Raw genomic sequence first — 23,961 nt, forward strand, 5'->3', positions numbered from 1 at the left:
GTGTATTTAACTAATCCAGCGAAGCTGTAATAAGTCTCAGAAATTCCGATCGTGTAACATCGTTTTGGAAAGCTCCGGTAAAAGCAGAAGTGGTTGTAACCGAATTTTGCTTCTGTACACCACGCATAGCCATACACATATGTTTACATTCCATCACCACCGCCACACCGGCAGGCTTTAAGGTTTGCTGTATACAATCCCGTATTTCATTCGTCAATCGTTCCTGCACCTGTAGTCGTCTGGCAAATGCATCTACCACACGCGGAATCTTGCTCAGTCCCACAATATGCCCATTGGGAATATAAGCAATATGTGCCTTTCCAAAAAAAGGAAGCATATGGTGTTCGCACAACGAATAAATCTCGATATCTTTTACCACAACCATCTGGCTATATTCTTCTTCAAACATAGCACTTCGCAACACTTCCGCTGCATCGACATCATATCCGTGGGTCAAAAACTGCAAAGCCTTAGCCACGCGTTCGGGCGTCTTGATCAATCCTTCCCTTTCTGGATTTTCACCGATTGCACGTATAATAGCGGGATAATGAGCGGCAATTTCTTCTACTTGTTTTTGATTGTACTGATCGATTTTGATATAACCGTTTTGTTCTTCGCTCTCGAAGGATGTTAGATTACTCATTTGTTTAAATTAAATATGGCATTTTATTTATTCGCCAAAATATTCGACAAAATTATTCTCTGTTTCGTATAGCTTGACCACATGCAATTGCACATTTTCCTGATCAAAATACGGCTTCAACACCCGAAATATCTCCATAGCAATGACTTCCGTAGATGCTTTTTTCCCTTTCATAAAGTCTACGTCAAGGTTCACATTTTTGTGATCCAACTTACTAATTACATATTTCAGGATAATACTTTTCATTTTCTTTAGGTCGATTACAAATCCTGTTTCGGGATTTACTTCTCCTTTTACCGTCACAAAAAGCTCATAGTTGTGACCATGCCAATTCGGATTGGAACAATTGCCAAATACGGCCTCATTTTGTTCCTGAGACCAATCTTCGCGGTAGAGCTTATGAGCCGCGCTGAACCGTTCTCGTCTTGTGATATAGATCATAAAAACAAAGATAGGGGATAAAAACTATATTCTTAGTATCTTACACCTTGTAAAGCGTTTTGTTTGATATGAAAATTTTAGTTATTGCCGCCACACTCGAAGAAATACAACCCGCTCTTCCTTTTCTAGAAGAGAAGCATATAAAGTATCTCATTACGGGCGTAGGTATGGTTTCCACAACCTATGCTTTGACCAGGTATTTGCAACAACACAAAATAGACTTATTACTACATATTGGAATCGGTGGGATACTAGATCCATCTGCATGCTTAGGAGGGGTTTACCAGATATATGCAGATGAAATATTTGCGCTAGGAGCTGACGACAATGGATCATTTATATCCATTGAAGAACTCGGCTTTGGTAAACGGATATATACAGAAAAACCTCCTGTCCATATCCGGCTCCCTGAAGTCAGCAAAGCACAAGGTATCACGGTCAATAACGTACATGGTACGACCGAGAGCATCAATTGGCTACAACAGCGATATCAAAAGCCCCTCATTGAATCTATGGAGGGTGCCGCGGTTTTTTTTGTTGCTGAGCAGGAAGGAATTTACTGCTTGCAATTTCGGGCTACTTCTAATTACATCGAACCGAGGAACCGAGATGCTTGGAAGATCGGGTTGGCCATACAGAACCTAAATGATTTTATACAGACACTTATATCGCGCTGTTTTATTTAAAAGAAGAAGAGTGAGCGGAGGCAACACGGCAGCACAAGTATATCGCCTCTATTTTTTACACACGATCTGCTACGAAATATCAATTAATTATAGTAGTTTTGCGATATTTAAATAAGATACAATTTTACAACTGATGAGAGAAATACAATTCAGAGAAGCGCTTCGCGAAGCCTTAAGCGAAGAAATGCGCAAAGATGATAAAATATTCTTAATGGGCGAGGAAGTCGCCGAATACAACGGAGCATACAAAGTTAGCCAAGGTATGCTAGACGAGTTTGGTGCAAAACGTGTTATCGATACCCCGATTGCAGAACTTGGTTTTGCAGGGATAGGTGTTGGTGCAGCAATGAACGGCCTAAAACCCATTATCGAATTTATGACTTTCAATTTCTCCTTGGTCGCCATCGACCAAGTCATCAATTCAGCGGCAAAATTACATCAAATGAGTGGGGGGCAGTTCTCTTGTCCTATTGTCTTCCGTGGACCAACAGGTAATGCAGGACAATTGGGGGCGCAACACTCACAAAACTTCGAAAATTGGTATGCAAACACGCCCGGTTTAAAAGTTGTTATCCCTTCTAATCCATATGATGCGAAAGGATTATTGAAAACGTCTATTCTGGACCCAGATCCCGTCATTTTTATGGAGTCCGAGGTCATGTATGGCGATAAAGGTCAAGTTCCGGAAGAAGAGTATTATTTACCTATCGGCAAAGCAAATATTATACAAGAAGGTACAGATGTAACTGTCGTATCTTTTGGTAAAATGGTTCCACGTGTTGTCATCCCTGCCGTAGAGGAATTAACAAAAGAAGGTATTCGTGTAGAATTGATCGATTTACGGTCTGTCCGTCCTATAGATTATACGGCCATCATCGAATCGGTTAAAAAGACGAACCGCTTAGTGGTTGTAGAGGAGGCTTGGCCGCTGGCTTCTATTTCTGGCGAAATCGCATTCAAGGTTCAGAAAGATGCTTTTGACTATCTGGACGCACCTGTTATTCGTGTAACATCTGCAGATGTACCCCTTGGTTATGCCCCTACATTAGTAGAAGCAAGTTTACCGAACATTGCTAAAGTGGTAAAAGCCGTAAAAGAAGTATCTTATATTACCAAGTAATTTATTCCTCTTTTTGAGGAACCAAATAATGGAGAGGTCTTCTGTATTGTACGGAAGACCTTTTTATTTCTTTACCTTATCCAATTTTCCTATATTCACGTTACATTAATATACATCGATGAAAACAATCCTTATTACATGCTTGAGCGTATGCTTAACCTTTACAGTGCTGGCGCAAAAAGCCGTCAATTTTAAATTAAACCCTGAAATTGGAAAGCCTCTTCACTTCAATATGTTTATGAAAACAGATATAGATGGCCCACAGAGTGTCATTATGGACATGAAGATGAAGATGGAAATGCTTCCGGCAAAAAAAGAAAACGAAAACTTTACCATCGAAAATGTAATCAAAGCAATTAAAGCCGATATCGACGCGGGCATGATGACAGTGTCCTATAATTCCGAAGAAGAGCCTATAGATGAAACGGCAAAAATGCTGGGCGAGCAGTTCTCTACCATCATTGATAAACAGATCTCTTCCACTATTACAGAAAAAGGGGAAACAATAGCTGTAGATTTGCCTACGAGTTTCGCTTCGCAGGGTTTTGATGCAAGTTCTTTTTCGAAAATGTCTCCTTCTTTTCCAGATAAAGCAGTGACCCCCGGAGAATCTTGGGAAAGCTCTTCTGACGTAGCAGAAAATCCATTGTTCTCCAAAATAGAAATGACTTCGACTTTCCGTGAAGAAAGTGCTGACGGCTACATTATTGATATTGTGGGTATAATGCTACAAGAGACAGGCGGCGAAATTGGAAGAATGTCCGGCAGTTATACCTTAGATAAGCAAACGCACTTCACCAAGACTAGTGCTATAAAAACAACAATAGAGACACAAGGGGCTACTATAGTCAGCGACGTGGAAATGACCGTGGAATAGCTATGAAAACCGTTACACAAGAAAGTCAATGGGGATAAACAAATAAAGCCAATTCTTCCTTGGAATTGGCTTTATTTGTTTAATGTCTATCTAAAAAATTATTATGCGTCTATTTCTGCTTGATATCCCTCCGCTGATAATAGCGCATCTACATCTGCAGCATTGTTCAATTTTACCCGGATAATCCAACCTTCACCGTATGGGTCTGTATTAACCAACTCAGGCGAAGCATCAATACCTTCGTTCACTTCTAATACCGTCGCTGTTACAGGCATAAATAAGTCCGACACTGTTTTAACGGCTTCAACTGTCCCGAAGACTTCATTTGCTGTAACTTCTTCACCTACCGTATTTATATCAACAAAAACAATGTCGCCCAATTCGCGCTGTGCGAAATCAGTAATTCCAATAACCGCTTCGTCACCTTCGACACGAACCCATTCGTGATCCTTCGTGTATTTTAATTCTGCTGGAAAATTCATATGTAAATAATTATTTATGAGTGTAAATATTCATTTATATAAATGAGCTCGTTACACTCGGTTTGTCTTTTAATAGCCATATGGAATACCCAGATTATTTTCATCGGTGTTTGTGTTTCCTAAAAGTGGGTATTTCATACATATAATATTTGCTCAAAAATATAATTATCCACCGACATAACCAAAAATTCCTTCCTATCTTCACCTTATGAATCTACAAATTGAAAAACTGTACAGAATCGCGCAACAAACGGAACGTCGGATCATCGGGTTGATGTCCGGAACATCATTAGATGGTTTAGATATCGCATTATGTCGTATAAACAATAGCGGTCAAGAGACGACATTATTTCTTGAAAATTTTATCACGATTCCCTATAACACTGCTTTCCGTCAACATATTCGAGCAATATTTGCCAAACGTCAAATAGATCAACAGATGCTATCAGGACTACACGCTTACGTTGGAAGAATACACGGTGAATTCATTAATAACGCCTTAGAACGATGGGAAATTTCTTCGGCAGACGTAGATTTAATTGCTAGTCATGGGCAAACCGTTTACCATGCTCCTCAACATCTAACCGGAGAAACAAATTTTCCCAACAGCACATTACAAATCGGAGATGGCGATCATATTGCCCATACGACGGGGATCATCACGCTATCGGATTTTAGACAAAAACACGTTGCGGCTGGGGGAGAAGGTGCACCTTTAGCGGTCTATGGTGATTTTCTACTTTTTACCTCCGAAGCGGAAAACAGGTGTCTGCTGAATATCGGTGGTATCTCTAATTTTACATTCCTTCCAAAACGAGAAAGTAACCTAGAAGCCTACGCCACAGATCTTGGTCCAGGAAATACGATGATGAATCAATTTGTTTATGAACAATTTGGGTTAGAAATGGACGAAAACGCACATATTGCCGAAAAAGGCGCTATAAATACAGATCTTCTGGATGCTTTGTTGGCATCCTCTTTCTTGCGCGACGATTTTCCAAAAACGACGGGACCGGAACTATTCAATTTAGCCTATTTGAAAAATGCCCAATTCGTTTCTGGCACATCTACCCTGAATCCCGAAGACGTTTTGGCTACGCTAAACAAGTTTGCTGCACAAACTATAACGGAAGGTATTAAACGTGTATCGAAAGATCTTAAAAATCTGCATGTTTATGTGAGTGGGGGAGGGTTACACAATCCTTTGTTAATGAAAAATATTGTGAAGGCTATTCCATCAATTTCCGTATCTTCCTTCAGCGATTTGGGTTTAAATCCTGATGCAAAAGAGGCCTGTCTCTTTGCTGTTCTCGCTAATGAGACAGTAGCCGGTTCGTCGTCTCATGTCCAACAAATTAAAGACTCGCCTGCGATATGTATGGGTAAAATAAGTTTCCCTTATTGATCTAAAGCCTGATGAATAAAGCGTTTAAACGGCAAAATTCGTTTGGCAGTATCGACAATCTTCTGTAACGATTTGGAATCCGTTATTTCCGAATCAGTAAAGGGTTGGTACAAGATATAACTTTTTAGTTTCAATACTTCAATATGGGGGTCTTCTTCGCTATAGCCAGCGGGAGCTCTCTTCAATTTATCTTCCGTCGATAAATCTTCAACTGTCCAGCCTCCTTGTGCCAGCGCATCGGCCATTTCCTGATAGCTGTAATCTATTTCCTGCCTGATAGCATTCAAATGATGTTTCTCCGGACGCCAATATCCCGCCGCGAGAAAATGCTTACCCGGCTCGATATGCAAGTAATATTCAGGGCCATCCAGTTTCCGTCCATCGATAGAAATCCCGGCTGCAAACCATGTTTTATAGGGCGTTTTGTCTTTAGAAAATCGGGTGTCACGATATATTCTAAACAAACAGCGCGAAGCTTGTATGTCGGTATTAATATGTGGATCAAAATCCGATAACGCGGCTATAAGCTGCGTAATGTAATCTTTTACGTTTGTCAGCGCTGTTTCATATATCACTTTGTTTTCCTGAAACCATTCTCGGTTATTGTTTTCTCTGAGCTGATTCAAGAAACCCAATGTTTGCTTGTCTATTTTCATTTAATTTATCTTGATGAGTGAAGTTTTTCTAGGTGTCAGTGAGCACATATTTGCCCGTTTCATCCTATTAAAAAGCATTTTTCAAAAACAAATATACCAATGGGGCGGCCATTAACAACCCGTCAAATCTATCCAGCAGACCACCATGTCCAGGCAGTATATTTCCAGAATCTTTAACCCCGATATTACGCTTAAGCATAGATTCCACTAGATCACCGAAAGTACCGAATACACCGATAATCAATGCGATACAGACCCAACCCCATAGCGGAAAAATCCCAAAATAACGGGAAAGGACAATCCCTGCTACGACAGCCATGAAGACACCGCCAATAAACCCCTCCCAAGTTTTATTCGGTGAAATACGTTCAAATAACTTACGACGTCCCAAACTTTTTCCCACTAAATAAGCCCCCGTATCGTTTGTCCACAGAAGGATCAAAAAACCAAGAGGGATATAGGCGTTATAGGTATCTTCTACAAAGCCTAATTCCATAAAAAAAATAAACGGTATTGCTGCATACATCAAGCCAAAGATCGAATACGCGACATCTTGGATAGGATGAACTGTTTTGCGAAAAAGTGCCGTGATATAGAGCAACAAAATACCTACAATACCAAATTGGAAAACGGAATAGGGCAGTATATCTACAAGACTAAAACCAACCAAAGCTAATCCAACCGCGGCAGCTCCTACACCCATAAAAAGCAATGGCTGTGTATCCTCCGTATACACCATACGATAAAATTCATACACACAACAAACTGCTATCAACGAAAAAAGAGGAACAAATGTAAAAGGGCCAACTAATACAGCACCTATCAAAATCACAATAAAAAAAAATCCAGTTATCGCCCTCGTTTTCATCTACCTATTTTTTGTTTTGAATGCTTGATATAAATAACATGGATATACATTAGAATGATATTTACATCTTCGTTCCATTTTTTTCTGATTCGCTTTCTTGTATTAGTCTTTGGGCTTGTCCAACATCTTTTTCGTTGACGAAAAGATCTATTTTCCCAAACATAAAGGATGAATCCTGTTTGTTCAGAAGAACTGCAGGAATGCCGTTTTCTTCTAACATCTGTTTATCTATTTCTCCCCGAATGGCATCGGTATACGTCTGTATTTTAATCCACCCTTTTTCCATATAGGTTTATTCTCCTTATATATTGATAAAATATGAAAGCAATAATAATGCTGAAAATGAAGCTAGCAAGATACACAATTATTGGATAAGAATCGCTTTCCATAAGCGCTGCATAGCTCTTGCCCTGCGTTGCATAATAAAACGCTAATATAACCACCATGCTGTTATTAACAAAGTGTGCGAAGACAGCTGTCCAGATATTTCTTGTCCAGATGACGAGGTAACCAAAAAATACGCCAAGCAATAAACGAGGGAAAAAACCGTAAAATTGTATATGTATAGCACTAAAAATAAGCGCAACGACCCAAACGGCAATATATTCATTTTTAAAAATCCGAGTTCCAATCTGCTGTAATGCTCCCCTAAAAAATAATTCCTCGCCTATAGCGGGTAAAACTGCTATAACGACAATGTTTAGTAATAATTTATCCCAAGCGGTCGTCATAACGATGCGCTCGGTTAACAAAGCCATTTCGTCTTCTTTCATCCGCATCCATTCCTGCAAATTACTCCAAGACTCCGAAAATTGCATATGGGCATTCCAATCCGCAATCAGGGACATACACGGTGCAAAAGCGAAAAGGAAAAGTATGCTTAATGCATAGGTTTTCCAATCGGTGAGATTTTGCCGTGGAAACAGATCTTCCTCATTATTCCTTCGTTGAAAAATGTAGGCTGGTGCAATAAAGGTAGCAGCAGAACTAACGCCCAATGCCATGTAGGTGTAATAATTTTGTGCCTGACCAGCTCCAGAGAACTCCGCAAAAAAATCAATGTCTCCAAAAAGAACATATCCCATTCCGAGGAAAACCAAAGAAACCGCGAAAACGCAGACAAATGTCATCATGATTAAAAAAAGCAAATCCGTCCACGGACTCTTTTGTTGCATATTGGTTGTATTCATTCCGTTAAAAATAAGTATTTTAACGGTTGAAAACGTGAAAAGGAGTGAAATTCACTCCTTTTCACGTTTTGTTACCTTACCCGAATAGGATCTTTGGGATCTTTTAATTCCTTGTAGGGATAAGTTTTCATTTCTTCTAGCAAAATATGGATTGTTTTCTCCAACTGGGGATCTCTTCCCTCCAACAAATCTTTTGGCATTTGTTCTACAAAAAGATCCGGTGCTACACCTTCATTTTCGATAATATAATTACTCTCCAAATCAAATATTCCAAAATTTGGCGAGGTAATACGTCCCCCATCCAATAATGGCGGATATCCGGAGATACCGACTAAAATACCCATGGTTGTTCTTCCAACAAGTTTTCCGAGTCCTTTAAAGCGGAACATATACGGCATCATATCTCCCCCCGAACCCGCGTTTTCGTTAATAATCATTGCTTTTGGACCGTAAATTCCATTTCCTGGTGTAGTAAAGCTCTTTCCATCGCGAATCCGCCAGCCCGATATCAGCTCTCTAGACAATAAGTCAATGACGTAATCAGCGACCCAACCACCACCATTGTTACGCTCGTCCAATAAAAGCGCTTTCTTATCCATTTGGGAAAAATAATAGCGGTTAAAATACGTATATCCTTCAGGACCGGTATTGGGCATATAAACATAGGCAATTTGCCCTTTACTAAGTTCGTCTACTTTTTTCCGATTAGATTCCACCCAATCCATTCTGCGTAAACTGGTTTCTCCTCCAAAAGAAACAGGTTTTACGACGACCTCCCGCGCGCCTTTCCATGATGCCACGTTATTGATTTTCAAAGTAACTTGTTTGTCTACGGTATTTTCCAATAACTGGAAAATGTTGGTTGTCTTATTTAAAGCTACTCCATTTACGGCTACGATATATTCTCCTTCGTTAATATTTAGTCCCGGTTCGGCCAATGGTGCACGGAGAGATGGGTTCCAGTCTAAAGTCGTATATATTTTGTTGATTTTATATCCATTTTCTACCACCTCAAAATCCGCCCCTAGTGTTCCCGTGTTCACGGAGGGGGTCGATGGTTCGTCACCCGGATAAATATAATTATGCCCAACGACCATCTCACCCATCATTTCATTCAATAAGTACCCTAAATCTGATCGATGTCCTACATACGGTAAGAATTTTTCATATTTTGTCTTCATCGCGTTCCAGTCCACACCATGCATATTCTCCACATAGAAAAATTCTTTTTGCATTCTCCATACTTCATAGAAAATTTGTTTCCATTCCGCTTCGGGATCTACCAACTGTTTGACATTCTTAATTTCTATTTTACCATCACCAGGAGCCGGCTTTTTCCCGGTGTCTACAATGAAAAAATCTCGATTGCCTCGGTATATCATTTTCTTTCCATTCGCACTAATATCAAAACCCGAAGCATGTTCTACAAGCGTCTTGTCTTCTAACTTCTTTAAGTCATAGATACCGATCGTGTTTCCTCGCATATAGGTCAATTTGTTTTCCGTTGATCCGTTTAACAAATAACGGCCGGATGGGAGAGGCAAAGCCACAATACGGCGGTTTATTTCATCCAAATCAACCGCTGTTTCGGATTTATCAGACTTTTTATCCGGAGATTTTCCCTTGTTCTTATCGTTCAATCTCTCTTCTTCTTTTTTGCTGACCTCTTTTTTCCCGTCCACAACTTCTTCTTCGTCACTTTCGTTTTTAAATATGGACGGCGTATCTTTTGAAAGAATAAAAGCATAAACGTTATAGTTTACATTCCTTTCATAAGCCGTCATATGCAATCCGGAATTTGTTAACCCCGTATTGGTGCTTGCTGAAAAGAACAGATATTTGCCGTCACGACTAAAAGTCGGTTGATTGACTGCGCTCATACCGTCCGTAACTTGTGTCGAGTGCTTCGTTTTCAAGTTATACATAAAAAGTGTACGGACGCCATTTCCTAAACTTTTTATATACGCTATCCAATTGGAATCATAAGACCATGACGGTTGGAAATGATTGGATACTCTGCCCGTTGTTGAGCTAAGACGATCGTTGTCTACCAACGTTACTTTCTTCGTTTCTATATCTACATAATAAAGGTTGAGATGGGCATCGTTATAGAAAAGCTTTTTGCTATCGGGAGACCAGGTCGGCTGGTAATAAAACGGTGTTTGCCCTAAAGAAATGTAAACTGGTTCATCTTTCGCCATTTGATCACGTAACACCAATTCATATTTTCCATTTTTATCCGAAATAAAGGAAATCCATTTACCATTAGGTGACCAAGCTGGAAAACGTTCGTGCGAGCCGGGCGCAAGGGAAATATTTCGGGCGTCACCTTTTTCTTTAGGTACAGTGAATATTTCGCCCCGATTCTCTAATAGCATTCGCTGTCCTGTTGGAGAAATAGTATAGGAACGAATATCCGCTCCCACAGCAATATAATGTTGTCGTTTATACATGGCATCAGCATGCACGTTGATCGCCAGATTATTTACTTTTTTAGTCGCAGTATGAAGGATATGTAAACGACCGGCGTACTCAAATGTCAATTCGTTTCCTTTTCCACTCAATGTACGCACATCATAGTCTTTATAGTTTGTCAGCTTTTCTAGGTCTTTCGTTTTCGTGTCATAACTGAAAATATTGACTATTTTGTCGCGATCGGAAAGAAAATAAACTTTATCCCCCAGCCAAACCGGCTTCACATCGTTACTTCTTTCTCCTGGAATGATTTCCACTTCTTTGGTTTGTGTATCAAATATCCAAATCGAAGACATACCACCACCACGATAGCGTTTGAATGCCACACGATCTCTTTCTGTTGGGTCTGTGTTTTTAATATATGCCCAATAACGCCCCTCAGGAGACGGGCTTCCTTGATAGGCTTCCGGCATCAACAAAGGGGAGGCTAGTTCTCCCTTTAACGATGTTTTATATAAACGGGAACCTAAAGAGTACGTGAATTCCCGTGTGCTTGTGAAATAAACTTCGTTATTGTTTAGCCAACCCCGAAGCATATCCGCAGTAGGATGAAAAGTCACACGCTTAGGAGTTCCACCGTATATAGAAACAATGTAAACATCCGTATTTCCATCGTAATTACCTGTAAACGCGATCTGTTGTCCGTCCGGCGAAAACATGGGGTTTTGTTCTACTCCGGGGTTTACCGTTAAACGACGTGGATTCTCTCCGCTTTTGTCAGCTATCCACACATCTCCGGCATAGACAAAGGTGATGTGTTGGTCACTGATATCGGGATTTCGTAAAAGTAGAGTTTCCTCTTGCGCTTGCGCTTTTGAAAAAAGAAAAACAGAAAGAATGAGTATCTGTATAGTCCTTAATAAACTATTTTTCAAACGGATTGTTGGGTGATTCATATTCAAAAATAATGGAATTTATTTTTTAAGCCGGATTCATATCAGAGATGTTGCAATTCTTCGTATTCTTTTTCCATAAAAACCTCATCACTTCGGATATTTGACGGGGAGGATAGTAATAAGACATTTAAGCTCAAAGAGAGCCCATACACTCGCTGCAAATGTCGATTGCTTTATTAATTAATAAAAAAGAAAGCCCTACATTTGGATGTAGGGCTTTCTTTTATCTAAAATAAGACTAAGCATGTTCTTCGTCGAAAACGATACCTTCGTCTACAATAATTCTCCCGCAGTGTTCACAAATAATAATTTTTTTACGCTGACGGATTTCAGATTGTAATTGCGGCGGAATTTTATTGTAACATCCGGAACAACTGTCTCGCTCGATAGAAACTACGGATAAGCCGTTTCTAAACGTTCCTCTGAGTTTATTGTAAACCTTTAACAGGCGGTCCTCGATATTTTTTTCAGCCTTTGCTGCTTTATCCAGTAATGCATCTTCTTCTTTTTGCGTTTCACCGGTAATGGTCTCTAGCTCTTGCTTCTTTACATCTAATTCACCTTTACTGTATTCTTGACTCTGCTGTGTGCTTTCGTAAAGTTCTGTTTTGTTTTTTATATCAAATTCCGCTTCCCGAATACGCTTTTCACATACTTGGATTTCTAGACCCTGAATTTCAATTTCTTTAGAAATGGCATCGTATTCGCGGTTATTCTTTACTTCATTCAGTTGCCCCTCATACTTTTTTATCGCTGCCTGCGCATCTTTGATCATGTTTCTGCGATTCACAATGGAATCTTCTAGATCATCCAGATCCGTTCTGATTTTCTCGATTCGAGTATTAAGACCCGCGATCTCATCTTCCAGATCTGCAACCTCAATGGGCAATTCTCCACGTACTTGGTGAATCTTATCTATTTTTGTATGGATGGACTGTAGCGTCCATAATGCTTTTAACTTTTGTTCTACGGATTGTTCCATTATCAAACGTAATATTTAATAGGATTTGTCTCTATTCCTGTTAATCGGACAGCAAAGTTAACAAATTTTTTCTGAATAATTTCCAATAATAATTCCTGCGTAAATTGTTCACTTTCAAAATGTCCTATGTCTGCGATAACAATGGCTCCTTCTGCATCAAAGAACTCGTGGTATTTATAGTCGGCCGAAACAAAGATATCTGCCCCAGAACGTTTTGCATCATCCAATAAGAACCCTCCCGCGCCTCCGCAAACGGCAACTCTCGAAATATCTTTTTTTCGCAATTTGGTATGCCGGATAACCTCTACATTCAATCGGTCTTTCAGGTATTTTAAGAATGCTTTTTCTTCCATCGGTTGGGGTAAATTACCGATAACCCCAGAACCGACGGTTTGCAACGTGTTTTCTAAAATAAAAATATCGTGCGCAACTTCTTCATACGGATGTGCTGCATACATCGCTACCAACAGGGCTCGCTCTCTATGTGCTGGATAGATAACTTCTATTTTAGTCTCCTCGATACGTTCGTGCTCGTTAATTTTACCCATCGTGGGATTGGCGCCCTCTAAGGGCCGAAATGTTCCATATCCTAATGTATTATAGCTACATTCTTCATAATCGCCGATAGCGCCGGCTCCTGCTTCGAACAATGCCCCCCGAACGGATTCCACATGGGTGCGCGGCACAAAAACAGCCAATTTTCGGAGCAAACTTGGCTTCGGTCGTAAAATCGCAGGTGATGTTAATGCTAACTTTTCGGCTATTTTTCCGCTTACCCCACCGAAGACGTTGTCTAGATTGGTATGAATGGCATAAAGCGCAATACCGTGACGTATAGCTTGAATGACTACCCGTTCCACATAATTCTTACCATTTAGTTTTTTCAGTCCTTTAAATACAATAGGGTGGTGAGCTATAATGATGTCACAACCATTTTGTATAGCTTCATCAACGACTTCCTCGGTACAATCCAACGTAATCAATGCCTGATGTATTTCGTCCTCCGGATGGCCAACGATTAATCCTGAATTATCATACGATTCTTGATAAGCTAGTGGAGCAATTTGTTCCAAATATTGAGTAAGTTCTTTAATTTTCATCCTATTTATATCTCGGTTTTCTCTTTTTTATCAGCTATATAATCTTCCCCATAATGTTCTATGTGTATTCGCAACAACGTTTTATATTCATTTACTTTGACCCAATAGGTAATAAAATACACAAAATGTAATATGCCGATAATCGTTAATACAAATAACGGCAATGGAATATTACTTAACAAAAATGTCCACGCGAATATAAGACCCCATTTTTGTGTTGGTTTCTCTTCCACTTCCACTTTTCGATCATAAAACTCGTTATTTAGAGAATCTGCGACGCGCTTTGCCACTTCAAAATTCCAGTAGATGTTAAATATAGGTACCGCTACAAACCACGCTTGGCTAGGTAGTATACATAAATTCTCCTTTTTTACGAGTTTTAGGGTGCGATAAAGAGTTAAGGCAAAAAAAATCCAGATTATAATTCGGATTATTCCCCCGATGAGCATATACAATGCCATGTCACCGGTTATATTATCAGGCAGTATATCTAACATGATATAAACTCTTTAATTTTGAACATACATCAAAAATATCGTGGGCTTCTTATGGAGATCTATCTTTTGGTTTTTCCATTCGGAAACCGACAACGTCAACACCCATTCTTCGGAAGCAGTCAAATTACACGCTACACAAATTCTTGTTTTCGGTTTGCAATTTTTAATTAAATCGTCAAACAAACTGTTATTACGGAAGGGTGTTTCAATAAATAGCTGCGTTTGTTGCTCTTTTTGCGACTGAAACTCCAAATCCTTAATTTTCTTTGTCCGCTCACTTTTGTCTATAGGAAGATAACCATGAAAAGCAAATTTTTGTCCGTTAAATCCCGAAGCCATTAATGCCAATAAAATAGAGCTAGGACCAACCAAAGGAACTACTTTTATTCCTCTTCTATGCGCTTCAGAAACAATGTCCGCACCGGGGTCTGCCACGCCGGGACATCCTGCTTCAGACATCAGTCCCAAATCCTTTCCTTCCATAATCGACTTAAAAATTCGATTATAATCTATTTTTTCACGCTTATGTTTGCCATAATCATGAATTTTCAAATCACTTTGCGGTATTTTCAATCCCGCTTGTTTTAGAAATCGTCGTGCGGTTTTTTCATTTTCGACAATATATTCGTCAATTTGATTGATAAGTTCCTGATGGAACAAAGTGTATGATTGTCCTTCCGCGTTTTCAGCCAGCGGAACCGGCATAAGGTATAAAATTCCTATCGACATTATCCAAACCTAAATAAAATGCTTTGCATTCACGAACCGTATTTTAAATAAATTCGTACATGCCTTAAAAATAAACAAAAATAGGAAATACAATAACATAAAAAATCCTTAAGAGGAATCACTATAGTGGTTCTCATCCTTAGAAAAAAGAAAAATGAAACCTAAATAAATTTGAAGTTTTAGAAGATAATTGATAATTTGCCCCAAGATTAAAAGATCTAGAACAAATAGATTCTGAGAAGTATTCGATACGCAGTAAAAAAAGCAATTAATAAATGAATACGCAAATAACATCCGGCGTAAAAGTATCTGTAAGCGTCGTTTATCAACCCGAATATTCTAATCCGGCGAAGACGCACTTTATGTTCTCCTACCAAATCACCATAGAGAATTTAGGCGATGTTACCATACAGCTCATGAACAGACATTGGGATATTTTCGATTCCGTTGGTGACTTTAAACAAGTAGAAGGAGAAGGTGTAGTCGGCGAACAGCCCATACTGGCTTCAGGGGCTGTCTATCAGTACGTTTCAGGGTGTAATTTAAAAAGTGAGATGGGATACATGGAAGGTCACTACGAAATGACCAAGATCGTAGATGGTAGCGTATTCCACGTAGAAATACCTCGATTCAATTTAATTGCTTCATTTAAGTTGAATTAGAAATCCAATCCTTTTGTAATTTATCTCCCCTTATCTTTTGTAATCACGCTTTTACAGCAATATTTACTTATTTTTGCACTTGAATTTTTGTAATATTTAAGAATAGATTTTAATGGCGTCCCAAAACAAACGTTATGCTGGTCATTCAATCTTTTCGGTCAGTATCATATCGGGGAATAAGATTTTCTGAGTAAAAAAAAGTAAATATTTAATTTTCAACACCTTATATAAGTGAGTATTTTAGCAACAGAACAAGTCAGTCATTCCTTTCATGACAAATGGTTATTTTCCGGTTTACATTTTGGTTTACAAAAAGGTGATAGGGTAGCCCTAGTGGGTGTTAACGGAACAGGCAAATCTACTTTACTTAAAATACTGGCCGAACAAATCCTTCCAACAGCAGGAAAGGTAGTCAAAGAAAGAGGTTTAAAGATAGGATTTTTATCGCAGGAACCTACTTTTAAGCAAATGGAAACCATTAACGATTTTATATATAGTGCAGATAATGAACAGCAGCAACTTATAAAAAGCTATGAAAATTTATTGAATAGCGATAAAATAGATCAGAAACTACTCGCCGAACTTACAGATCAACTGTCAGCCATGGAGGCTTGGGAGTATGAACACAATATAAAAAGTATTTTAAATCGTCTACAGATTTCTGATTTTGATCAAACTATTGATAGTCTATCCGGCGGACAAAAGAAACGCTTATCGTTGGCTAAATTATTGATAGATGAACCCGACGTATATATCTTGGACGAACCAACCAACCACTTGGATATAGAAACGATAGAATGGCTTGAAAAACTACTGACTACAGGAAATAAAACTGTTCTTCTAGTTACCCATGATAGATATTTTCTAGATAATATTTGTACTGAAATAAGAGAATTAGATAGCGGAAATTTACATACTTACAAAGGAAATTATACATACTTTTTAGAAAAAAAAGCCGAGCGAGAGGCTATAGATTCGGTAGTCGTTGAAAAGTCAAGAAATCTTCTTAAACGCGAACTAGAATGGATGCGTCGTCAACCCCAAGCGAGAGGAACAAAATCAAAATCCCGAATTGAAGCTTTCTATGATTTGGAAGAGAAATCGAAAGGGGCACAGAAAAGGGATAACGTTCAACTGTCCGTAAAGGTAAGCAGACAAGGCTCTAAAATATTAGAACTAGATGGGGTTTCAAAGTCTTTCTCTAGAAAAAAAATAATTGACAACTTTTCTTATATATTTAAAAAGGGCGACCGAATAGGATTGGCAGGGAAAAACGGCAGTGGAAAATCCACCTTTTTAAATTTGATCACCCAAAATATTTTTCCAGATCAAGGTAAGATTAGCATAGGGGAAACCACAAAATTTGGATATTATAAACAAGAAGGATTGCTTTTTAAAGATGACGACCGTGTATTGGACATCGTAAAAAATGTGGCGGATTATATTGAAATGGCCAACGGTGATATCATTACAGCATCACAGCTATTGACACTTTTTTTATTTCCCCCAGAAAAGCAATACAATTTAGTAAGTCGATTGAGTGGGGGAGAAAAGAAACGTCTGCAATTAATGCGCGTGTTGATGGCTAATCCAAATTTTTTAATACTAGATGAGCCTTCTAATGACTTGGATATTGATACACTAAATGTCTTAGAAGAGTTTTTACAAAACTATACAGGTATACTGATTTTGGTTTCGCACGACCGCTACCTGATAGATAAATTATCTGACCAACTATTTATTTTTGAGGATACAGGTAATTTAAAAATATACAATGGAAATTATGCAGATTATAAATTAGAAGAAGAACAGACATCACGCACGGAAAAAGAAAGGGAAAGAAGCAAACAAATAGAAAAATCTTATCCGACAGTCCAAACAGAAAAGAAAAAGCTATCGTATAAAGAACAGTTAGAATATGAATCTTTAGAAAATGAGATAACGGAAATAGAGAATACAATCATAAAAAAAACAGAAACACTAAACATCATATCCGATCATCAGGAGATAACAGCAATAGCTTTGGATATAGAAAAATTACAAATAAAACTTGATACTAAATCAGAGCGTTGGTTAGAATTGTCTGAATTTATGTAATCAGTTCCACGTGAAACATATTTTAAAATTTCACGTGGAACATTAGCAAATAAACAATGTTTAATAAATATAATGTTATAGTAGTTGGTGCCGGACATGCAGGTTGTGAAGCAGCGGCAGCAGCGGCAAACCTAGGGTCATCCGTGTTATTAATCACGATGAATATGGGTGTAATTGCACAAATGAGCTGCAATCCTGCAATAGGCGGCGTAGCAAAAGGACAAATAGTAAGAGAAATCGATGCAATGGGCGGCTATACCGGTATAATTGCAGATAAGTCTACCTTACAATTTAGAATGCTTAACCTTTCAAAGGGGCCAGCAATGTGGAGCCCTCGCTCGCAGAATGATCGTATGCGTTTCGCAGAAGAATGGCGTCTAACACTTGAATCATTACCCAATGTAGATATGTGGCAAGACACCGTTAAAGAAGTAATTGTGGAAAATGGTCGCGCTGCCGGGGTCGTTACTTCGCTTGGTATTCGTATAAAATCCGACGCTGTTATTCTCACAAACGGAACTTTTTTAAACGGTTTAATACATATTGGTGAAAAGAAAATAGGAGGGGGGCGAACCGGAGAAAAAGCGGCTACTGGTTTAACAGAACAATTGATCCATTTAGGATTCGAGTCAGGAAGAATGAAAACGGGAACTCCACCTCGAGTTGATGGTAGATCACTCAACTATTCCTTGATGGAAGAACAATGGGGGGATAACAAAAGAGGCAAATTTTCTTTTACAAAAGTCGACATGCCAAAAGAGCAACGTTGTTGCTGGATTACTTATACCAACGATAAAGTTCACGAAGTTCTAAAAACAGGCTTCGAAAAATCTCCCATGTTTACTGGTCGTATAAAGGGACTAGGTCCCCGATATTGTCCTTCTATCGAAGACAAAATAAATCGCTTTGCAGAACGCGACAGACATCAAATTTTTGTCGAACCAGAAGGTTTTAAAACAGTAGAAATATATGTGAATGGTTTCTCCACCTCACTCCCAGAAGACATCCAGTTAAAGGCACTCCGATTAATTCCGGGGTTTGAAAATGCAAAAATGTACCGTCCTGGATATGCTATTGAGTACGACTATTTTCCGCCCATGCAATTAGATCTGACTTTGGAAACATTAAAGGTTAAACATCTTTTCTTCGCTGGGCAGATTAATGGAACGACTGGTTATGAAGAAGCGGGGGCACAGGGATTCGTTGCAGGTGTCAATGCCCATCAACGAATTAATGATCTGCATGAGTTAATATTAAAGCGTTCCGAATCATATATAGGTGTCCTTATCGACGACTTAGTAACCAAAGGAACAGAAGAACCCTACCGTATGTTTACTTCAAGGGCAGAACACAGACTGCTCTTACGTCAGGACAACGCGGATATACGTCTTACACCAATTGCACATAAATTAGGTCTTGTGGATGATAAACGTTTAGAAAAAGTTAATAAAAAAATAGAGGATTCAGAATACTTGGTAGAATACATGAAACAAAATAGCGTTGCACCTGAAGAGATGAATACTGTTTTGGAACAAGTAGGTTCCAATCCCCTTAATCAAAAACAACGAATATTTAATATATTAAGTAGACCTCAAATCAATATCGGTCATATTGCAAAAGCAAACGCAAAATTTAGTATCTTGCTGAAACAATATGATGAGGAAACTATTGAACAAACAGAGATAAAGGTGAAGTATGATAGCTACTTTGCAAAAGAAATGGAGATTGTGAATAGAATGAAAAAAATGGAAGATAGAGAAATAAATCCAGATTTCGATTACAACTCGCTTACGTCCCTTTCTATCGAAGCGCGTGAAAAATTACTAAAAGTAAAACCGCGCACATTGGGACAAGCATCACGAATTTCAGGTGTTTCGCCCTCTGATATCAGTGTTTTAATGGTTCACATGAGTTAACAAACTGATTTTCAATACATTAATTATAAATATATTAGGCTTTAAATAACGAGGTATACGGGATTATTTTTAATTTTATGAGTCATATATCCAAAAGAGATAAAAATGTATCAAACAGCTTTAAAATCGCAAAATCAAAACATATAGCTATTTATGGCTTTATCCTATTGATGCTGTTCAGTGTGACAAGATGTGCTAATATGCAACGTCCTACAGGTGGACCAAAAGACTCTATCCCACCGAAATTGTTGGAAGTATCCATACCCAACTTCAGTACCAATTTCACGGAAAAAAGAATTGTGTTACGATTTGATGAATTCATTAAATTAAATAACCAATACAAAGAATTCAGTATAAGTCCAGACGTGGAAGATATTGTAGATTATCGGGTGAGAAAAAAGGATTTAGTGATCACCTTACCTGATTCATTAGACGAAAATACCACCTATACAATAAATTTCGGTAACGGACTAGTAGATTACAACGAGAGTAATCCCTTTGTTGATTACAACTATGTATTTGGAACAGGGGATGAATTGGACTCTCTTTCTGTCAGTGGCTCGGTTATCAATGGTTTTACAGGAGAATTTGATCAAAAGAAAGATGAAAACATAAAAATTCTTCTCATTCCCACATCACAAGACTCCATATTTGGAAAAAGAAAAGCCAATATATTTGCTAACGTAGACACCTCCGGTAATTTCAAATTCAATAATTTAAGAGAAGATACTTATCGTATTTACGCATTAAAAGAGCAGAATAATGACCGCATTTTTAATGGAAACGACGAATGGATAGGCTTTCTGGAAGATAGTATACGTTTAAATAAGGATATAGCCGACATAAAACTTGAAATAACAAAAGCATATCCTAAGGACTTTCGTACATTGGAAAAGAAATTTGAGCCAACTGGCCATATCTTATTAACCTTTACAAAACCACTCGAACAACCAGAGACGAAAATTTTGTTCCCCGCAGAATTAAATGATAACAAAATAGAACAATACAGTTTTACTAATGACTCTGTTAAAATCTACATACCAAAAATAGAACTTGATTCCATAAAAATCGAATTAAATAATGGTAGTGAGCCCATGGATACCATCCTTATCAGAACAAATAAAAACGCAAAATTCGATAGGGAAGTAAAACCGATACTCAGCATCACAAACAAAGTAGATCGTGTACGCCATATCACGTTAACAAGTACAAGCCCCCTGGCTAATGTTGATAAATCAAAAATCCTTATTCATGAAGACTCCGTCTCCAGAAGAAACTTCCAATTACAACAGGATACCATAAATAGAAATCTATATCATATACGTTACAACTGGCGTCCTAAACGAGACTATGAGTTGGTTATTCAAGAAGGAGCTATGCGTACACCATTTGATGACATCAATTTAGAATCGAAGACGAGATTTACTTTAGATGAGTCCGATAACTATGGTAATATCCATTTCACAGTCACTGGATTGGATTCTACAATGAATTACATCGTAGAACTGATCGATGAATCTAAAGAAAAAGTATTTGATAGGAAACCCCTTATTGCTTCTAATCCAAAAATAAGTTATACCAATTATCCGGGAGGAAAATATTCTCTGCGGATTATTTATGATGCAAACAATAATGGTCGGTGGGATCCCGCTGACGTTTACGCAAAAAAACAAGCGGAAAATATCTGGTATCTAAATAAAACGTTTACCATTCGAGCAAACTGGGATCAAAATGAAACGATTAATTTAAAATAGCTATGCAGGTGTAACGCTAGTTAATCAAACCAAGAACTATATAATACGTAGTTATGAGGCAATCGCTGCAACAGCGCCAATTGCTCCGCTGTTAACAATTTTATCTTTCTCGCAGGAATCCCCGCATACAGATAACCCGACTCGCAAATCATATCTTCCAACACAACTGCTCCCGCTGCAATAATTACATTTGATTCCACAACTGCTCTATCCATAACGATAGCCCCCATACCTATCAATACATAATCATGCACCGCGCAACCGTGTACGATAGCATTATGCCCTATGTTTACATAGCTGCCTATGTCGGTTCCATTTCTCTGATAGGTACAATGGATAACTACGCCATCTTGGATATTGGTATAATCTCCAACACGGATATAATTTACATCGCCTCTAACAACCGCATTAAACCAAACAGAACAATGCTTACCGATGATGACATCACCAATAATAGTCGCATTATCGGCTACAAAAACAGATTCATCAATCTGCGGAAATTTATTTTTTACGGGTAAAATAGTAGGCATTTCTCTTAAAATTGAATATTCTCACTCCCTATTATAAAACGGTATCTTCCAATTCATCTGATTTACGAGGAAAATCAGTGGTATAATGTAATCCTCTGCTTTCTTTCCGTTGCATAGCAGACTTCACAATTAAATAAGAAACTTGTATCACGTTACGCAATTCACATAGCTTTACCGATAACTTCGTATTTTTATAAAAATCCTCTGTTTCTTCATATAAAAATCCCAAACGTCTGATGGCTCTATCCAAACGAAAATCGGATCGCACTATACCTACATAATCACTCATTAATTTCTGCGTTTCACGTAGATTATGCGTCACTAATATCTCTTCATTCATCAACTGTGCCTTCGATTCATCCCAACCAGGTATATCAATTGCATAATCCAATTTTCCTATCATTGGTAAAGCGTCTTCAAAAATACGGTGCGCATATACAACGGCTTCTAATAATGAATTGGAAGCCAAACGATTAGCACCATGTAGACCTGTCGAAGAGCATTCTCCGCACGCATACAAATTTTCAATGGAAGTCCTGCCATTCTCGTCGACCATAATACCACCACATAAATAGTGTGCTGCGGGTGTCACCGGTATATAATCCTTTGTCATATCTAACCCAATCGAAAGACATTTCTCGAAAATATTTGGAAAATGTGCAATGATATCTGCTTTCTTACGATGCGTTATATCCAAATAAACAAAATCCAGTCCTGACTTCTTCATTTCATTGTCTATGGCTCTTGCGACAATGTCCCGGGGGGCCAAGGATGCACGCTCGTCATATTCCTCCATAAATGATTCCCCTGTCACTCTTCTTAATATACCGCCAAAACCACGTACTGCTTCAGAAATAAGGAAAGATGGTGATTCTTTTGGATTATACAGCGAGGTCGGGTGAAACTGTATAAATTCCATGTTCCTTACCTTTCCTTTGGCCCTATACACCATAGCGATACCATCACCAGTGGCAATAGTTGGATTTGTAGTACTCGCATATACATGTCCGGCTCCACCGGATGCCATCAATGTTACTTTGCTAAGAAATGTTTCTATGGTATTATTTTTCGTATTCAAAGCATAGATACCAAAACAACGGATGTCTGTCGTACTTTTATCCACATGAATACCTTGATGATGTTGTGTAATCAAATCAACGGCAAAATAATGTGTTAATATTTCAATATTAGGATGCTGATGCACTTTCTCCAATAACGCCCGCTCTATTTCATAACCTGTAATATCTTTGTAATGAAGAATACGATGATTAGAATGTCCACCCTCGCGAGCAAGATCATAATGCTCCTCATCGACCTTATCGAAATTAGTACCATAATCAATAAGCTCTTTAATCCGTTCTGGAGCTTCTTTAACAACGTTTTCCACAATATTCACATGGCACAAACCATCTCCAGCAATCTGTGTATCAATAATATGCTTTTCGAAACTGTCTGATTTATCCACAACAGCTGCCACTCCTCCCTGCGCATATTTCGTATTCGATTCATCCTCATTGGACTTGGTGACTATCAATACCTTGCCCCGTTCTGCTGCTTTAAGTGCAAAACTCAATCCAGCAATACCAGAACCTATTACTAAAAAATCTACGTGTCTATGTATCATAACGTGTACAAAGCGGACCACCGCTAAATTATATAATGAACAAATTAACAAAATATGTGGAAAACCTGTATAAAAAGGGTGAACTAAAAATGAAAACTTTAAAACTTTCCACAAACTTCAATCTATTCCCACAAAAGAGATGTAAAAGTTAAGGTAAAATCAACCTAATATTAACAAATTGTAAACACTAAACATTCAACAAAAAATTATGGAAAGAGAAAAGCTAAAAAAACCACATTCCTGAAAATCAAACAATAACATATTCTAAAATGTGGACAATATGTGGATAACAAAAGAATAAAGTTTTTTCAAAATATATATTCATGCACTT

At 38.3% G+C, this 23,961-nt stretch carries 22 protein-coding genes; 8 read left to right on the forward strand and 14 right to left on the reverse strand.

What is annotated here, in order from left to right; translation table 11 throughout:
* Positions 1 to 10 precede the first annotated feature (10 nt).
* A complete protein-coding gene (gene folE / locus H8B17_RS00860) occupies positions 11 to 643 on the reverse strand; it encodes a GTP cyclohydrolase I FolE (RefSeq protein ID WP_190307294.1) in 633 nt (210 codons plus the stop codon).
* A gap of 27 nt (positions 644 to 670) precedes the next feature.
* Entirely contained in the window at positions 671 to 1,084 is a 414-nt protein-coding gene (locus H8B17_RS00865) for a 6-pyruvoyl trahydropterin synthase family protein (RefSeq protein WP_190307295.1), read from the reverse strand.
* 68 nt (positions 1,085 to 1,152) lie between these two features.
* On the opposite strand from H8B17_RS00865, the gene mqnB reads away from it, so the two are divergent.
* From mqnB to H8B17_RS00880, 3 genes are all read left to right on the forward strand, one after another.
* Positions 1,153 to 1,770, forward strand: a complete 618-nt coding sequence (gene mqnB / locus H8B17_RS00870; protein WP_190307296.1) for a futalosine hydrolase — start codon at positions 1,153 to 1,155, stop codon at positions 1,768 to 1,770.
* A gap of 133 nt (positions 1,771 to 1,903) precedes the next feature.
* Positions 1,904 to 2,890, forward strand: a complete 987-nt coding sequence (locus tag H8B17_RS00875; protein ID WP_190307297.1) for a pyruvate dehydrogenase complex E1 component subunit beta — start codon at positions 1,904 to 1,906, stop codon at positions 2,888 to 2,890.
* A gap of 118 nt (positions 2,891 to 3,008) precedes the next feature.
* Positions 3,009 to 3,767: a hypothetical protein gene (locus tag H8B17_RS00880; RefSeq protein ID WP_190307298.1), complete on the forward strand. Its 759-nt coding sequence runs from the start codon at positions 3,009 to 3,011 to the stop codon at positions 3,765 to 3,767.
* Between the two features lie 101 nt (positions 3,768 to 3,868).
* Here the strand turns inward: H8B17_RS00880 and gcvH are convergent, their stop codons facing one another.
* Positions 3,869 to 4,249: a glycine cleavage system protein GcvH gene (gene gcvH, locus H8B17_RS00885; protein ID WP_190307299.1), complete on the reverse strand. Its 381-nt coding sequence runs from the start codon at positions 4,247 to 4,249 to the stop codon at positions 3,869 to 3,871.
* A 208-nt stretch (positions 4,250 to 4,457) separates the two neighbouring features.
* On the opposite strand from gcvH, the gene H8B17_RS00890 reads away from it, so the two are divergent.
* A complete protein-coding gene (locus H8B17_RS00890; protein ID WP_190307300.1) occupies positions 4,458 to 5,654 on the forward strand; it encodes an anhydro-N-acetylmuramic acid kinase in 1,197 nt (398 codons plus the stop codon).
* On the opposite strand, the gene H8B17_RS00895 is transcribed toward H8B17_RS00890, so the two are convergent.
* The 9 genes from H8B17_RS00895 to H8B17_RS00935 all read right to left on the reverse strand — a co-directional run bounded on the left by H8B17_RS00895 (position 5,648) and on the right by H8B17_RS00935 (position 15,047).
* On the reverse strand, positions 5,648 to 6,310 hold the full coding sequence (locus H8B17_RS00895; protein WP_190307301.1) for a DUF2461 domain-containing protein: 663 nt from the start codon (positions 6,308 to 6,310) through the stop codon (positions 5,648 to 5,650). The genes H8B17_RS00890 and H8B17_RS00895 overlap by 7 nt on opposite strands.
* Positions 6,311 to 6,377: 67 nt before the next feature.
* On the reverse strand, positions 6,378 to 7,178 hold the full coding sequence (locus tag H8B17_RS00900) for a phosphatidate cytidylyltransferase (RefSeq protein ID WP_190307302.1): 801 nt from the start codon (positions 7,176 to 7,178) through the stop codon (positions 6,378 to 6,380).
* A gap of 61 nt (positions 7,179 to 7,239) precedes the next feature.
* Positions 7,240 to 7,464 carry a putative signal transducing protein gene (locus H8B17_RS00905; RefSeq protein WP_190307303.1) on the reverse strand — a complete coding sequence of 75 codons (225 nt, stop codon included), beginning with the start codon at positions 7,462 to 7,464 and terminating at the stop codon, positions 7,240 to 7,242.
* A complete protein-coding gene (locus H8B17_RS00910; protein WP_190307304.1) occupies positions 7,445 to 8,368 on the reverse strand; it encodes a CPBP family intramembrane glutamic endopeptidase in 924 nt (307 codons plus the stop codon). Before H8B17_RS00910 ends, H8B17_RS00905 begins: the two co-directional genes overlap by 20 nt.
* Before the next feature lie 71 nt (positions 8,369 to 8,439).
* A complete protein-coding gene (locus H8B17_RS00915) occupies positions 8,440 to 11,739 on the reverse strand; it encodes a S41 family peptidase (RefSeq protein WP_190307305.1) in 3,300 nt (1,099 codons plus the stop codon).
* 238 nt (positions 11,740 to 11,977) lie between these two features.
* Complete coding sequence (locus H8B17_RS00920) at positions 11,978 to 12,721, reverse strand: zinc ribbon domain-containing protein (protein WP_190307306.1); 744 nt, start codon at positions 12,719 to 12,721, stop codon at positions 11,978 to 11,980.
* A gap of 2 nt (positions 12,722 to 12,723) precedes the next feature.
* Positions 12,724 to 13,821, reverse strand: coding sequence for a Nif3-like dinuclear metal center hexameric protein (locus H8B17_RS00925; RefSeq protein WP_190307307.1), 1,098 nt, complete (start codon positions 13,819 to 13,821; stop codon positions 12,724 to 12,726).
* Between the two features lie 5 nt (positions 13,822 to 13,826).
* Entirely contained in the window at positions 13,827 to 14,318 is a 492-nt protein-coding gene (locus tag H8B17_RS00930; protein WP_190307308.1) for a hypothetical protein, read from the reverse strand.
* Between the two features lie 12 nt (positions 14,319 to 14,330).
* The gene (locus H8B17_RS00935) at positions 14,331 to 15,047 is read right to left on the reverse strand and encodes an SAM-dependent methyltransferase (RefSeq protein WP_190307309.1); all 717 of its coding nucleotides are present in this window, start codon (positions 15,045 to 15,047) and stop codon (positions 14,331 to 14,333) included.
* Positions 15,048 to 15,322: 275 nt separating this feature from the next.
* Here H8B17_RS00935 and apaG point away from each other — a divergent pair, with 275 nt between their 5' ends.
* The 4 genes from apaG (at position 15,323) to H8B17_RS00955 (ending at position 21,476) form a co-directional block, all read left to right on the forward strand.
* Complete coding sequence (apaG, locus tag H8B17_RS00940; RefSeq protein ID WP_190307310.1) at positions 15,323 to 15,709, forward strand: Co2+/Mg2+ efflux protein ApaG; 387 nt, start codon at positions 15,323 to 15,325, stop codon at positions 15,707 to 15,709.
* 231 nt (positions 15,710 to 15,940) lie between these two features.
* Positions 15,941 to 17,806, forward strand: coding sequence for an ABC-F family ATP-binding cassette domain-containing protein (locus H8B17_RS00945; protein ID WP_190307311.1), 1,866 nt, complete (start codon positions 15,941 to 15,943; stop codon positions 17,804 to 17,806).
* A 56-nt stretch (positions 17,807 to 17,862) separates the two neighbouring features.
* Entirely contained in the window at positions 17,863 to 19,722 is a 1,860-nt protein-coding gene (mnmG, locus tag H8B17_RS00950; RefSeq protein ID WP_190307312.1) for a tRNA uridine-5-carboxymethylaminomethyl(34) synthesis enzyme MnmG, read from the forward strand.
* Between the two features lie 77 nt (positions 19,723 to 19,799).
* Positions 19,800 to 21,476 carry an Ig-like domain-containing protein gene (locus H8B17_RS00955; RefSeq protein ID WP_190307313.1) on the forward strand — a complete coding sequence of 559 codons (1,677 nt, stop codon included), beginning with the start codon at positions 19,800 to 19,802 and terminating at the stop codon, positions 21,474 to 21,476.
* Positions 21,477 to 21,496: 20 nt separating this feature from the next.
* On the opposite strand, the gene H8B17_RS00960 is transcribed toward H8B17_RS00955, so the two are convergent.
* Positions 21,497 to 22,006, reverse strand: a complete 510-nt coding sequence (locus H8B17_RS00960; RefSeq protein WP_190307314.1) for a gamma carbonic anhydrase family protein — start codon at positions 22,004 to 22,006, stop codon at positions 21,497 to 21,499.
* Positions 22,007 to 22,037: 31 nt separating this feature from the next.
* Positions 22,038 to 23,630 carry an L-aspartate oxidase gene (gene nadB / locus H8B17_RS00965; protein WP_190307315.1) on the reverse strand — a complete coding sequence of 531 codons (1,593 nt, stop codon included), beginning with the start codon at positions 23,628 to 23,630 and terminating at the stop codon, positions 22,038 to 22,040.
* Positions 23,631 to 23,961: the final 331 nt, after the last annotated feature.

Origin of the sequence: Sphingobacterium arenae (assembly GCF_014692505.1) — a bacterium.
Classification (GTDB): Bacteria; Bacteroidota; Bacteroidia; order Sphingobacteriales; family Sphingobacteriaceae; genus Sphingobacterium; species Sphingobacterium arenae.